Source organism: Neobacillus muris (assembly GCF_943193175.1).
In the GTDB taxonomy this organism is placed as follows: domain Bacteria; phylum Bacillota; class Bacilli; order Bacillales; family Cytobacillaceae; genus Neobacillus; species Neobacillus muris.
Window position 1 is genome coordinate 101,077 of record NZ_CALPDF010000002.1, and the last position, 14,167, is coordinate 115,243.

The 14,167-nt window shown below is 41.2% G+C and carries 16 protein-coding genes and 1 other annotated feature; all 16 genes read left to right on the top strand.

The window, feature by feature from the left end; genetic code table 11:
- Nucleotides 1-135 precede the first annotated feature (135 nt).
- The 16 genes from spoIIGA (at nt 136) to NFS43_RS01975 (ending at nt 14,139) form a co-directional block, all read left to right on the top strand.
- Nucleotides 136-1,074: a sigma-E processing peptidase SpoIIGA gene (spoIIGA, locus tag NFS43_RS01900; protein WP_251549073.1), complete on the top strand. Its 939-nt coding sequence runs from the start codon at nt 136-138 to the stop codon at nt 1,072-1,074.
- Between the two features lie 44 nt (nt 1,075-1,118).
- Complete coding sequence (sigE, locus tag NFS43_RS01905; protein ID WP_251549074.1) at nt 1,119-1,838, top strand: RNA polymerase sporulation sigma factor SigE; 720 nt, start codon at nt 1,119-1,121, stop codon at nt 1,836-1,838.
- Between the two features lie 157 nt (nt 1,839-1,995).
- Nucleotides 1,996-2,775, top strand: a complete 780-nt coding sequence (sigG, locus tag NFS43_RS01910) for an RNA polymerase sporulation sigma factor SigG (protein ID WP_251549075.1) — start codon at nt 1,996-1,998, stop codon at nt 2,773-2,775.
- A gap of 154 nt (nt 2,776-2,929) precedes the next feature.
- Nucleotides 2,930-3,193 (top strand): YlmC/YmxH family sporulation protein, encoded by a 264-nt coding sequence (locus NFS43_RS01915; RefSeq protein WP_251549076.1) that lies wholly within the window; start codon nt 2,930-2,932, stop codon nt 3,191-3,193.
- A gap of 75 nt (nt 3,194-3,268) precedes the next feature.
- A complete protein-coding gene (pgeF, locus tag NFS43_RS01920) occupies nt 3,269-4,084 on the top strand; it encodes a peptidoglycan editing factor PgeF (protein WP_251549077.1) in 816 nt (271 codons plus the stop codon).
- Between the two features lie 8 nt (nt 4,085-4,092).
- Nucleotides 4,093-4,770: a YggS family pyridoxal phosphate-dependent enzyme gene (locus NFS43_RS01925; RefSeq protein WP_251549078.1), complete on the top strand. Its 678-nt coding sequence runs from the start codon at nt 4,093-4,095 to the stop codon at nt 4,768-4,770.
- An 11-nt stretch (nt 4,771-4,781) separates the two neighbouring features.
- Nucleotides 4,782-5,243 carry a cell division protein SepF gene (locus NFS43_RS01930; RefSeq protein WP_251549079.1) on the top strand — a complete coding sequence of 154 codons (462 nt, stop codon included), beginning with the start codon at nt 4,782-4,784 and terminating at the stop codon, nt 5,241-5,243.
- A 7-nt stretch (nt 5,244-5,250) separates the two neighbouring features.
- A complete protein-coding gene (locus tag NFS43_RS01935) occupies nt 5,251-5,514 on the top strand; it encodes a YggT family protein (RefSeq protein ID WP_251549080.1) in 264 nt (87 codons plus the stop codon).
- A 27-nt stretch (nt 5,515-5,541) separates the two neighbouring features.
- Nucleotides 5,542-6,315, top strand: coding sequence for a YlmH family RNA-binding protein (locus tag NFS43_RS01940; RefSeq protein WP_251549081.1), 774 nt, complete (start codon nt 5,542-5,544; stop codon nt 6,313-6,315).
- 83 nt (nt 6,316-6,398) lie between these two features.
- A complete protein-coding gene (locus NFS43_RS01945) occupies nt 6,399-6,914 on the top strand; it encodes a DivIVA domain-containing protein (RefSeq protein ID WP_251549082.1) in 516 nt (171 codons plus the stop codon).
- 51 nt (nt 6,915-6,965) lie between these two features.
- Nucleotides 6,966-7,201 (top strand) — a binding site (T-box leader).
- A gap of 75 nt (nt 7,202-7,276) precedes the next feature.
- Complete coding sequence (gene ileS / locus NFS43_RS01950) at nt 7,277-10,048, top strand: isoleucine--tRNA ligase (protein ID WP_251549083.1); 2,772 nt, start codon at nt 7,277-7,279, stop codon at nt 10,046-10,048.
- A 157-nt stretch (nt 10,049-10,205) separates the two neighbouring features.
- Nucleotides 10,206-10,499: a TraR/DksA C4-type zinc finger protein gene (locus NFS43_RS01955; RefSeq protein ID WP_251549084.1), complete on the top strand. Its 294-nt coding sequence runs from the start codon at nt 10,206-10,208 to the stop codon at nt 10,497-10,499.
- Between the two features lie 80 nt (nt 10,500-10,579).
- Nucleotides 10,580-11,071 (top strand): signal peptidase II, encoded by a 492-nt coding sequence (gene lspA, locus NFS43_RS01960; protein WP_251549085.1) that lies wholly within the window; start codon nt 10,580-10,582, stop codon nt 11,069-11,071.
- Nucleotides 11,043-11,954: an RluA family pseudouridine synthase gene (locus tag NFS43_RS01965; protein ID WP_251549086.1), complete on the top strand. Its 912-nt coding sequence runs from the start codon at nt 11,043-11,045 to the stop codon at nt 11,952-11,954. Before lspA ends, NFS43_RS01965 begins: the two co-directional genes overlap by 29 nt.
- 171 nt (nt 11,955-12,125) lie before the next feature.
- The gene (gene pyrR / locus NFS43_RS01970) at nt 12,126-12,668 is read left to right on the top strand and encodes a bifunctional pyr operon transcriptional regulator/uracil phosphoribosyltransferase PyrR (protein ID WP_251549087.1); all 543 of its coding nucleotides are present in this window, start codon (nt 12,126-12,128) and stop codon (nt 12,666-12,668) included.
- Nucleotides 12,669-12,831: 163 nt separating this feature from the next.
- Nucleotides 12,832-14,139 carry a solute carrier family 23 protein gene (locus NFS43_RS01975; RefSeq protein ID WP_251549088.1) on the top strand — a complete coding sequence of 436 codons (1,308 nt, stop codon included), beginning with the start codon at nt 12,832-12,834 and terminating at the stop codon, nt 14,137-14,139.
- Nucleotides 14,140-14,167 lie beyond the last annotated feature (28 nt).

A 14,167-nucleotide genomic window follows, 5' to 3' on the forward strand; every position in this document is an offset into this window, starting at 1 on the left:
CGTTCATAATAGGGAAAATTTCTGTTTTTTTGATTCCACAAAGTGACACACTTCAAGCCTGCAAGTAGGATATACTTTTCCATAACTAGAAAAGCAAATATTGCTATCTCCTTCCTATGTAAAGGAGGAAGTGTTTTGACAGTTTATTTGGATGTGATATGGGTTCTTAATTTGTTGTTTGACAGCCTGCTCCTTTATTTAACTGCCATTATTTTAAAAAGGAAGGTTCGTTTTTGGAGGGTGCTGGCCGGAGGACTTCTTGGCTCCATGATTATTTTATTAAACTTTACATCTTTAGGCTTATACTCAAGCCATCCCATTTCCAAGCTGTTATTTTCAGTCATCATGGTGTTACTGGTATTTGGTTATAGACGGGTTTCCTTTTTTATAAAAGCGTTAATGACCTTCTATGTTGCCACATTTTTAATTGGCGGTGCATTGATGGGTGTCCATTACTTTATTCAATACGATTCCAGACTTACAGCAGAAGTGCTTCGGTCCAGTGTGGAGGGTTTTGGCGACCCCATCAGCTGGGGATTTGTCTTAATCGGATTTCCGATTGCATGGCATTTCTCAAAGAAAAGTATCGAAACCATGGAAATGACGAAAATCCGTTACGATCAAATTGTTTCGGTCATTCTGAATATGGATGGTCAAGCTTATCATTATAAAGGACTGGTCGATAGCGGAAATCAGTTATATGACCCTGTTTCAAAGATGCCGGTAATGTTTGTTTCCGTCAAGAAACAGTGGGAGTTAACCCCGGACCCGATAAAAAAGTTAGCTGAGAATCCTGACCCACTTGAAGTAGATGATCATGCGCTGCCTGAAGAATGGCAAAACAGGCTGAGAATAGTCCCCTGCAGGGTCGTGGGACAAGAGCATCAACTTATTTTTGCTATTAAACCGGACCTTATTTTGATTGAGCATAATGGAACCCAATATTTATGTGAAAAGGGATTGGTATCCTTTACCATGCAGGAGCTGTCAGCGGAGGATGCTTTTCAATGCATTGTGCATCCGAAAATGCTGACAGGCCGCAAGCAGCAGGGAGATAGCGAGAAAGTAAGTTAATAATACTATACTCAGAAAAACATAATTTAGAAGGAGGAAAACAAATGAAAAATTGGAGACTTCGCTTATCCTACTATTGGAATAAAATATTAATTAAATTGGGTTTTAAAACAGATGAAGTCTTTTACATTGGTGGAAGCGAAGCCCTGCCGCCTCCTTTAAGTAAAGATGAGGAAGAAATGCTGTTAAAAAAATTGCCTAATGGTGATAAAGCGGCACGATCGATATTAATTGAACGCAATCTCAGGTTAGTGGTCTATATCGCCAGGAAATTTGAAAACACGGGCATTAATATCGAGGATCTAATCAGTATTGGAACCATTGGATTAATTAAAGCGGTCAATACATTTAACCCTGAGAAGAAGATTAAACTGGCTACATATGCTTCGAGATGTATCGAAAATGAGATACTAATGTACTTAAGGAGAAATAATAAAATTAGGTCAGAGGTTTCGTTTGATGAACCTTTAAATATTGATTGGGATGGCAACGAATTGTTATTATCGGATGTTTTAGGCACGGATGATGATATTATTACGAAGGATTTGGAGGCAAATGTCGATCGTAAATTACTGACAAAAGCTTTGCACCAGCTTTCAGATCGGGAGAAGCAGATTATGGAGCTTAGATTTGGCCTGACAAATGGCGAAGAAAAAACACAAAAGGATGTTGCTGATATGCTGGGGATTTCCCAATCCTATATTTCTCGTTTAGAAAAGCGAATTATCAAGCGGCTTAGAAAGGAATTTAATAAAATGGTTTAAAAGGAAAATTTTTGCTTTAAAAAAACCTTATAGCTACGAAGGTTTTCATTAGTTTTTCGAACGTATGCACCTGTTCGCGGCCATGGGCAGGTGCATATTTTTCCTTCTCAAGGAGATACTGTTTTTTGTACAGCAGCTCTCTCGAGGAGGGAAAAGATTGACTCGAAATAAAGTTGAAATTTGCGGTGTGGATACATCAAAACTTCCTGTATTGAAAAATGAAGAAATGAGAGTTCTATTCAAGCAAATGCAAGAAGGCGATTTAACTGCCAGAGAAAAGCTTGTAAACGGCAACTTACGCCTTGTCCTAAGTGTCATTCAGCGGTTTAATAACCGCGGTGAGTTTGTGGACGACCTGTTTCAGGTTGGCTGTATTGGACTCATGAAATCAATTGATAATTTCGATTTAGGCCAAAACGTCAAGTTTTCGACGTATGCTGTGCCAATGATCATTGGAGAAATCCGGCGTTACCTGCGGGATAATAACCCAATTCGGGTTTCCCGCTCATTAAGGGATATCGCTTATAAGGCACTCCAGGTGAGAGAACGGTTAATGAGCGAAACCTCCCGTGAACCTACTGCGGAGGAAATCGCCAAGGTGCTGGAAGTGCCACATGAGGAAATCGTGTTTGCTCTTGATGCCATACAAGATCCGGTTTCCCTATTCGAACCAATCTATAATGATGGCGGCGACCCTATCTATGTGATGGACCAATTAAGCGATGAAAAAAATAAAGATATCAACTGGATTGAGGAAATTGCTTTAAAAGAAGGAATGCGCCGGTTAAATGAACGCGAAAAATTAATCCTGCGGAAGCGTTTTTTTCAAGGAAAGACCCAAATGGAAGTTGCCGAGGAAATTGGCATCTCTCAGGCCCAGGTTTCTCGTTTAGAAAAGGCGGCCATCCGGCAAATGAATAAGAATATCCAGAGTTAAAGCTGTCCGTTTGGGCAGCTTATTTTTTTAGCTGTGGGGTGTGCTGAATTCTGCATTAAGCGCTTTGCCGATTGGCGGGTTTTCATTTATATTTAATAAATTGGAGATTACAATCATATATTTTGATATAGTACGGTAATCGGGAGTGGTGAAAATGGGCAGGATTTCCGAATTTCAGATAAAAGATGTCGTGAATGTATCAGATGGCAAAAGACTGGGGAATATCGGGGATATTGAAATTAATCTATCCACTGGAAAAATAGAAGCAGTTGTCATATCGGGAAACGGAAGAGTTCTCGGTTTTTTTGGAAAAGAAGACGATGTGGTCATCCCATGGAAAAATATTATTAAAATTGGGCAGGATGTCATCTTAGTTCGGTATAAAGCAGATGATGACAGTCCGCCTGATGAAGGATAACAGCAATCCGCACATTTTCCTGTGAACATTTATCGTTTTCATGGTAAACTATAGAAAAACATAAGAGGTATGTTTATGGAGCCTTTTGCGTTACATCATCCATCGTATTTAACGATTGAAAACTGGACAAAGCTTTTTCCTGAACTGCTTGCGGGAATGACAACCAAACATGGCGGGACTAGCAAGGGATTTTTTCAAACCTTAAATATGGGCTTTCACGTTGGTGATCGGATCGATGATGTGGTAGAAAATAGACAAAAACTGTCAGTATTGCTCGATTTTCCATTAAATGGCTGGGTGGGAGCTGAGCAAACCCATGATATCGTTCTGAAAAAAGTCAGTAGAATAGATCGTGGCACCGGAGCCGAATCCTATCAGAATGCCTTTAAAGGAACAGATGGATTTTATACAGATGAGCCCGGCATCCTGTTAACCTTATGCTTTGCAGACTGTGTCCCGCTTTATTTTGCCGCCCCCAAGTTTAAAATGATTGGTTTGGCGCATGCAGGCTGGAAAGGGACCGTTCGCGAAATAGCCAGGCAAATGGTCCAGGCTTGGAGAAATGAAGGGATTCCTCCTGAAGAAATTTATATCGCCATTGGACCCTCCATTTGCGAAGAATGTTATATTGTCGATAATCATGTCGTTAACTTGGTAGAAAATATACTAGAAGATGTCGATGAGAAACCATATAATTTAATTAGCGATGGACAATATTCTTTAAATTTACGTCAATTGAATAGGCAAATTCTCCTGAAGGCTGGCATTCCCGTTCGAAATATCTTAATGACCGGGTATTGTACCAGCTGCCATGACCTATTTTTTTCCCATCGCAAAGATCAAGGAAAGACTGGGAGAATGTTAAGCTTTATTGGCTGGAAGGAGATTTAGATTTATCTATGAAGGTTGCAGCAAAGCTAGAACAAATTAGACAGCAGATAAACGAAGCATGCCGTAAAGTGAATCGGAATCCTGATGAAGTCACAATTATTGCGGTGACGAAGTATGTCAGTACAGAGAGGGCAAAAGAGGCAGTAGAGGCTGGAATTCTGCATCTTGGAGAAAACCGGGATGAGGGGCTGCTAGAAAAATGGAATGTCTTACAGGACAAGCCAGTTTGGCATTATATTGGAACACTGCAGTCAAGGAAGGTAAAAAATATTATTGATAAAGTGAATTATATTCACTCTTTGGACCGCCTGTCTCTAGCAGAGGAGATTAATAAACGGGCGGCCGGTAATATCAATTGTCTTGTGCAAGTAAACACATCTCAGGAAGCATCCAAGCACGGTTTGCATCCTGATGAAGTAGTGGACTTTGTTAAATCTCTTCGCCCTTATGAAAAGATCCGCATTCAGGGGCTGATGACAATGGCTCCCTTTACAGATGATGAACAAGTTATTCGTGAATGTTTCCATAAATTAAGAGAACTTCGTGATCAAATCCAAGCCTGTCATTTTGAATTTGCCCCATGCACGGAACTTTCGATGGGAATGTCCAATGATTTTGCCATTGCTATAGAGGAAGGGGCAACAATGGTGAGAATAGGGACAGCATTAGTTGGTGAAGATGGTTAGGAGAGAAGAAAATGACGATTAAATCAAAAATAAAGACATTTTTCTTTTTAGACGATGATTTTGATGATGACACAAGCAAAGAATATATGACGGAACCTGCAGAGCCAATTAAACCGAAGAAGCTGCCTGTTAAAAGTCAGAATGTTGTCAGTATCCAAAGCGTTCAACAGCAATCTGCCAAATCAACAAAGTCTTCAAAAGTGATTTTAGTCGAGCCGCATTCCAATTCTGAAGCTCCGGAAATTGTCGACCATCTGAAAAATCGGCGTGCGGTTGTGGTGAACCTGCAGCGGATTGATAAGGAACAAGGCAGACAAATAGTTGATTTTTTAAGCGGTGCTGTCTATGCACTCGGCGGGGACATCCAGAAAATCGGATTAAGCATTTTTTTGTGTACCCCTGATAATGTAGAGGTTTCAGGAAATATTTCAGACCTTATTCCGGAGCCGGATAATCCAAATACAAGGTGGTAATGATTTCATGGCTTTTCTTTTTAGTCTGTTGCAGCAGTTGATTTCCCTGTATTCTTGGGCGTTAATTATTTATATTTTAATGTCTTGGTTTCCAAATGCAAGGGAGACATCCATTGGGCGATTTTTAGCCAATATTTGTGAGCCCTATTTAGAACCGTTTCGAAAAATTATTCCGCCAATTGGGATGATTGATATTTCCCCAATTGTGGCGTTCCTAGTTCTTAATTTTGCTAGAAGCGGATTGCATAGCGTTTACCTTTGGCTTGTGTAAGATTATCATTTTTTAGGTTGTGTATCTATGAATATTTATCAGCATTTCCGTCCGGAAGAACGGGAATATATTGATCAAACGCTGCAGTGGAAAAGCTATGTTGAACGGCAATATAGCCCTAAGCTGACTGATTTCCTTGACCCTAGAGAGCAGCATATTTTAAGAGCCGTCATTGGTGAAAATGATGAAGTAAAATGCAGTTTTTTTGGAGGAAGGGAAGATACGGAACGGAACAGGGCTTTGCTGTTCCCGGACTATTTAGCAGTGGAGCCTGAAGATTTTCAGATTAGTTTGTTTGAAGTTGACTATCCTCAAAAATTTGTCACAATAGAACACAGGCAGGTTTTAGGTACACTGATGTCACTCGGATTAAAGCGTGGTAAGTTTGGTGACATTTTAATCCATGATGGGCGCATTCAATTCTTTGCTGCCCAAGAGATTAGTGACTATGTTAAACTTAATATAGAGTCTATTGGCAGAGCGGGAGTCAAATTGGTGGAAATCCCAGCAGTCCAAGCCATCCATTCCAATGAGCTGTGGGAGGATCGTGAGCTGACCGTTTCATCATTGCGTCTGGATACGATCGTTTCGGGTGCCTGCCGTCTATCCAGGCAAAAGTCGCTGGCCTTGATTCAGCAAGGGGTAGTCAAAGTAAACTGGACCAAACAGGAAAATCCCTCATTTCAATGTGCTGAGGGAGATTTGATTTCGGTCAGAGGGTTTGGACGGACCAAATTAAAGGGGATAGAAGGAAAAACAAAAAAGGATAAGTGGAAAATAATGATTGGAATCCAAAAATAATTTGTGGTTTTTGGAGGATATTATAAGAACTTGTCGAATAGTTTTTAGTACATATAGTGTAGAGATTGCATGGAGGTGGCATTATGCCGTTAACGCCGTTAGATATTCACAACAAAGAATTTAATAAAGGATTCAGAGGCTACGATGAAGATGAGGTAAACGAGTTTTTAGACCAAGTCATTAAGGATTATGAATTGGTGCTTCGTGAGAAGAAAGAACTGGAAGAGCGTCTGAATGACATGCAGGAGCGATTAGGGCATTTTACAAATATTGAGGAAACACTTAATAAATCTATTGTCATTGCCCAAGAGGCTGGAGAAGAAGTAAAGCGCAATGCACAAAAGGAAGCAAAGCTGATTATTAAAGAAGCTGAAAAAAATGCTGACCGCATTGTCAACGAGTCGCTTTCAAAGGCAAGAAAAGTCGCAATGGAAATTGAAGATTTAAAGAAACAATCAAAAGTTTTCCGCACCCGGTTTAAAATGCTGATTGAAGCGCAGCTGGATATGCTCAATACGGATGATTGGGATCACCTATTGGAGTACGAAGTGGATGCTACCGAGCTAAAACTTCACGAAGAGGAAGACTCATTGGCTTGACGAATGGTGAATTTGTAGCATATAATTTGTTAACAAGTATTTATGAATAGTCACCTGACGATGATAGGGACAGTACAATTCTTTGAAGCTTTTCAATAAGCGAGCCGGAGATGGTGGAAGTCCGGTAAAGCTGTAGAGTTGGAAAATCACCCTTGAGTTCTAAGGTCGAACTCTTTTAGGATAGTAGACTTTAGCGTATGATTTCACGTTACGAAACATGAGTGGATAGAACGCCTTGTTCTGTCTATCAGGGTGGTACCGCGGGAATAAACCTTCTCGTCCCTTTTTAGGGATGAGAGGGTTTTTTTATTGTTCAATTGGCTATTCTGTTCTTATGAATGTAATACAGGAGGAAGAGAGAAATGGAATACAAAGATACGTTATTAATGCCGCAGACGGAATTTCCGATGCGCGGCAACCTTCCGAAACGGGAGCCGGACATTCAGGCAAAGTGGGAGGAAATGAATATTTACCAAAAGGTGCAGGAACGGACCAAAGGCCGTCCCATGTTCGTCCTTCATGACGGCCCTCCCTATGCGAATGGTGATATTCATATGGGCCATGCCTTAAATAAAATTTTAAAAGACTTCATTGTCCGATATAAGTCAATGAGCGGCTTTCATGCACCATATGTGCCTGGCTGGGATACTCATGGCCTTCCAATTGAACAGGCATTGACCAATAAAGGCGTAAAACGAAAAGAAATGTCCGTTGCAGAATTTCGTGAGCTTTGTACAAAATATGCCTATGAACAAATTGAAAACCAACGGGCACAATTTAAACGTCTTGGGGTACGAGGAGATTGGGAGAATCCTTACATTACCCTAAAACCGGAATATGAAGCGCAGCAAATCAAGGTTTTTGGCGAGATGGCCAAGAAGGGCTACATTTATAAAGGCAAAAAGCCTGTCTATTGGTCTCCATCAAGTGAATCTGCACTAGCTGAGGCAGAAATTGAATACAAGGATAAACGTTCTCCATCCATTTATGTTGCCTTTAAAGTAAAAGATGGAAAACAAGTTCTCGATACCGACACAGAGATTGTGATCTGGACCACTACACCATGGACGATCCCAGCAAATTTAGGCATTTCAGTCCATCCTGACCTTACCTATGCAGCAGTGGCAGTGAATGGCCATAAATATCTTCTTGCTGAAAGCTTATTAGAAGCAGCCTCAAAGGAAATTGGCTGGGAAGATGTATCCGTCGTACAAAAGGTAAAAGGAAAAGAACTGGAGAATATCATCTGCGCACATCCATTATATGGCCGAGATTCTATAGTTATGCTAGGTGAGCATGTCACAACAGATGCAGGAACTGGATGTGTTCACACTGCTCCAGGCCATGGGGAAGATGACTTTATTATCGGCCAAAAATACGGACTTGAAGTCCTATGCCCAGTTGATGATAAAGGGAATATGACAAATGAGGCGCCAGGATTTGAAGGATTATTCTATGAAGAGGCCAATAAACCAATTGGCCAGGCGTTAGAAGAAGCAGGGGCCTTATTGAAGTTATCCTTTATTACGCACTCCTATCCACATGATTGGAGAACCAAGAAGCCGGTTATTTTCCGTGCAACAGCCCAGTGGTTTGCATCTATCAAAGATTTCCGCGGCCAATTGCTTGAAGCTGTTAAGGAAACGAAATGGGTGCCTGCCTGGGGTGAGACCCGCCTATTTAACATGGTGCGTGACCGCGGCGACTGGTGCATCTCCCGTCAACGCGTATGGGGTGTGCCGATTCCAGTTTTCTATGCGGAAAACGGTGATGAAATTATTACCGATGAAACCATCAACCATGTATCAGAGCTTTTCCGCCAACATGGATCGAATATCTGGTTTGAGCGGGAAGCAAGAGAATTGCTGCCTGAAGGATTTACTCATCCAAGCAGCCCGAATGGAATATTTACCAAAGAAACAGATATCATGGATGTTTGGTTCGATTCGGGTTCCTCTCACCAGGCAGTTCTACTCGAAAGAGATGATTTAGTGCGTCCGGCTGACCTTTATCTTGAAGGATCTGACCAATATCGCGGCTGGTTTAACTCATCCCTGTCCACTGCTGTTGCAGTAACAGGAAAAGCTCCATATAAAGGGGTGTTAAGTCACGGATTTGCCCTTGATGGTGAAGGCAGAAAGATGAGTAAGTCAATCGGCAATGTGGTAGTTCCTGCTAAAGTAATGGATCAATTAGGGGCAGATATTTTGCGTCTTTGGGTTGCCTCTGTGGATTATCAGGCTGACGTACGTGTATCGGATGCCATCTTAAAGCAGGTTGCGGAAGTTTACCGCAAAATTCGGAATACATTCCGTTTCTTACTTGGCAACTTGGCAGATTTCGATCCACAGGCAAACAAGGTTTCTTACGAAAACCTCCGTGAAGTGGATCAATTTATTCTGGTTAAATTAAATAAGCTGATTAAATATGTTCATAATGCCTATAAAAATTATGAGTTTTCCAATATCTATCACGCTGTCAATAATTTCTGTACTCTTGATTTAAGTGCATTTTATTTGGATTTTGCCAAGGATGTTCTTTACATTGAGGCACCCGATCATGCTGAGAGGCGGGCTATCCAAACCGTGTTATATGAATCATTGCTTGCATTGGCCAAATTAGTCTCACCAATTCTATCCCATACTGCTGATGAAGTATGGCAGTTTATTCCTGGAGTGGAGGAAGAAAGTGTGCAGTTAACGGATATGCCTGAATATCAGGAGCTTCCAGGTGCAAAAGCAATTGAAGAAAAATGGAATAACTTCATGAAGCTTCGGGACGAAGTGTTAAAAGCATTGGAAGAGGCAAGAAATGAAAAGGTAATTGGAAAATCACTCACAGCAAAAATTACCTTATATGTAAATGACCAATCAAAACAATTATTAGACTCCATTGAGGAGAATTTACAGCAGCTGTTTATTGTATCAGGATTTGAAGTGGCAGGTTCCTATGAAAATGCCCCTGACAATGCTGTGAAGCTGGAGACTGCAGCGATTGTTGTAACCAAGGCTGAAGGTGAAACATGTGAACGCTGCTGGACAGTCACTTCAGAGGCAGGCCATGACCATGATCATCCAACCCTCTGCCCACGCTGTGCCCAAGTAGTAAAAGAGAATTATGCCCATTTAGGCTAACTTTCTGAAAAAGTCCCGAGAAATCGGGACTTTTTCCATATTGTTCACATATTTACCACCTCCGTTAATTGTTGTTGCAGTTGTCAAATGTTTTATTGTGTCACTGAAGGTGTGGCGCAAATAATAAAACAAATGACGAAACGGAGGTAACAACACTATGAATGCATTGCAGGAAAAGCTGTTATTGGAACTCCGTCAAACCAGATTTGAGCTTGAACAGTCATTAATGAATAAACATAGGGATGATTGGATGACCCCAATTCTGGAAGAAGAACTTCAGGATGTTGAAGCTGCCATACAGAAATTAACCAATGGTACATATGGTCAGTGTGAGGTATCTGGTGAATTGCTTCCGGAGGACATAATAAAAATGGTCCCTACCATTAGATCATCAAAAGATACAGAAGATATGTCCAGTTATTTCAAAAAACCAATTTTACCTTCTTTTTAGATAAGTTACATTGTGATAATGTGATTAAGTATGCTAAAATTCATAAGAATGAGTTTAGGCTATTGTGGGGGTAATTATTGGTGTTTTACTACTTAATCGCATTGTTCATTATTTTATTAGATCAATTTACCAAATGGTTAATTTTGGCCAAAATGTATTTGGGAGAGAGTATACCTGTCATTGACAATGTTTTCTACATTACTTCCCATCGCAATCGCGGAGCTGCGTGGGGGATCTTGCAAGGGCAAATGTGGCTGTTTTATTTGATCACCATCATAGTGATTTGTGCGATCGTTTTTTACATGCATAAACATGCAAAAGGAAAAAGGCTGTTAGGGGTTTCTCTTGCATTTATGCTAGGTGGAGCGATTGGTAATTTTATTGATCGTGTTTTTCGAAAAGAAGTAGTGGACTTTATTCACACGTATATTTTTGGCTATAACTTTCCTGTCTTCAATATTGCTGATTCCGCTTTGGTGATTGGAGTAGGATTGCTGATTATTCAAATGCTGCTGGAAGAGAAGTCGTCAAAGGAGAAATCGTATGGAGAAAATGGATCACACCATTCTTGAAGACCAGGCGGGAGACCGGATTGATAAAGTGGTTGCCAGTCTTAATGAGGAGTGGTCAAGAACACAGGTTCAAGAATGGATTAAAGAAGGAAATGTCGTTGTGAACGGCAAAAAAGTAAAAACAAACTATAAGTGCAGTGTCAATGACCAACTTGAGATTAACATTCCAGAGCCTGAGGAATTGGATGTTGTTCCTGAGGAAATGGATTTAGATATTTATTTTGAAGATCGTGATGTGCTGGTGGTCAACAAGCCAAAGGGCATGGTGGTCCATCCTGCACCTGGCCATATGACAGGGACATTGGTTAACGGACTTATGGCACACTGCAAGGATTTATCAGGGATCAATGGCGTTTTGAGGCCGGGAATCGTCCACCGGATTGATAAAGATACATCAGGCCTATTAATGGTGGCTAAAACTGATCTGGCTCATGAAAGTTTAGTTAATCAATTAGTGAAAAAAACGGTTACCAGGAAATATAAGGCCCTGGTCCATGGAATCATCCCTCATGATTTTGGCACCATTGATGCGCCGCTTGGCAGGGACCCAAAGGATAGGCAGAGTATGACTGTAGTAGATGATGGAAAACATGCTGTCACACATTTCCATGTCCTGGAACGATTTAAGGATTTTTCTTTCATAGAATGCCAATTAGAAACAGGCAGGACCCATCAAATTCGGGTTCACATGAAATATATCGGCTATCCGCTGGCTGGTGACCCAAAGTATGGTCCGAAAAAAACGTTAGACATAGGCGGGCAGGCATTGCATGCCGGTATCCTTGGCTTTACACATCCCAGAACCAATGAGTACATGGAATTTTCAGCTCCGCTTCCAGAATATATGGAACAGCTGCTCGATTCACTAAGAAATAATCGTTGACAGGGGTAAGGAATTGCAGTAAGATAGCTATAGTTTAATAAGCCTTTAAATCAGTCCCGTGAGGCTGAGAAGGAACGGTTGAAACGACAGCATCATTCGCGTTTAAATGAACTTATTACCTCTCGCCAAAACGGTGAGAGGTTATTTTTATACAGAAGCAGGTGCTAAATGATGAGTCAAAAAGCAGTTGTTCTTGACGAGCAGGCTATTGGTAGAGCGCTGACTAGAATTGCCCACCAGATTATCGAAAAAAATAAAGGCATTCAAGATTGTGTTCTCGTAGGAATCCGCACCAGAGGCATCTATTTGGCAAAGCGCCTTGCGGCAAGGATTGAAGACATTGAAGGAAGTCCAATCCCAGTGGGTGAATTAGACATTACACTATACCGGGATGATCTAACCATTAAAACCGACAATCAAGAACCGCTCGTAAAAGGTTCGGACGTTCCTTTTAGCATCAATGACAAAAAGGTCATTCTGGTGGATGATGTTTTATATACCGGCAGAACAGTCAGAGCTGGTTTGGATGCTCTTATCGATCTTGGACGTCCGGCATCCATTCAGCTTGCCGTGTTAGTGGACCGCGGCCATCGTGAGCTGCCAATCCGGGCGGATTATGTAGGCAAAAACATCCCGACCTCCAGCACAGAAAAAATCGTGGTGGAACTGGGAGAAGTGGATAAGGTCGATCAAGTCAGCATTTACGAAAATTAAATAGATGCCCTTTTAATTTCAGTCCTGTGAGGCTGACAAAGGGGGAATGCCGCATTGCCGGCAGTTTCCTAAACCCTCTTTGTCTCCCGCAGCTCAAAGAGGGTTATTTTTATGTAAAAAGCAAATCCTAAAAAGAAACTATATTATTCAGGGGAGAACCAAAATGAACAACAAAATTATTTTAGATGTTAAGGATATTCCAAAACCGTCGCAATGGCTGACATTAAGCCTGCAGCATTTATTTGCCATGTTTGGCTCCACCATACTTGTCCCCTATCTTGTCGGTTTAAGTCCGGCAATTGCATTGATATCCAGCGGACTAGGAACTTTGGCTTTCTTATTGATTACCAAAATGCAAGTTCCTGCCTATCTTGGCTCATCCTTTGCGTTTATTGCGCCGGTGATTGCGGCAAAAGCTGCAGGAGGTCCGGGAGCAGCTATGGTTGGCACTTTTTTAGCAGGTCTAGTTTACGGGCTTGTAGCGCTTGTCATTAGCAAGGCTGGACATAGATGGATTATGAATTTACTGCCTCCCGTTGTAGTTGGGCCAGTTATCATTGTTATCGGTTTAGCTCTTTCTGGAACGGCTGTCAGCATGGCAATGAATAATCCTGCCGGCAAATACAGCATGCTGCACTTTTCAGCGGCACTAGTTACCTTGGCAGCTACGATTATCTTTACGATCTATGCAAAGAAAATGTTAAGCATCATCCCGATATTAGCTGGTATCATCATTGGATACCTCTATTCCTTAATCATAGGCATCGTCGATTTTTCACCAGTTTTAAAGGCACATTGGTTTGAAATGCCTGATTTTATCATCCCTTTCGTTAGTTATAAAGTAAAATTCTCATGGGATTTAGTGGCCTTAATGGTACCAGTTGCAGTCGTAACTTTATCCGAGCATATTGGGCATCAGCTGGTATTGAGCAAGGTAGTAGGCAGAGATTATATTAAAGAACCGGGCCTGCACAGATCCATATTGGGGGACGGTACAGCCACTCTGATTTCATCCTTGATTGGCGGTCCTCCAAAAACAACTTATGGCGAAAATATTGGAGTTCTTGCGATTACGAGAATATATAGTGTTTATGTGATTGCTGGGGCAGCAGTATTTGCGATCATCTTTGGATTTGTTGGAAAAATAACGGCGCTGATCAGTACGATTCCCACACCTGTCATGGGCGGAGTATCCATTCTTCTGTTTGGTATCATAGCTTCATCAGGTTTAAGGATGCTGGTAGACAGTAAAATTGATTTTGCCAATAATCGAAACCTGGTCATTTCCTCTGTCATTTTGGTAATTGGAATCGGCGGGGCGATCGTAAAGCTTCCGTTTCATATTGAAATCCAAGGCATGGCTTTGGCAGCAATCATCGGAGTCTTATTAAATCTAATCCTTCCTGGAAAACCAGTAGCGGATGAAAATATGTTTGAAGTAGAAGCAAGTGATGGCAAAAAAACAGCATAATATCGAGTAAAACCTTTTAAATGAAGTC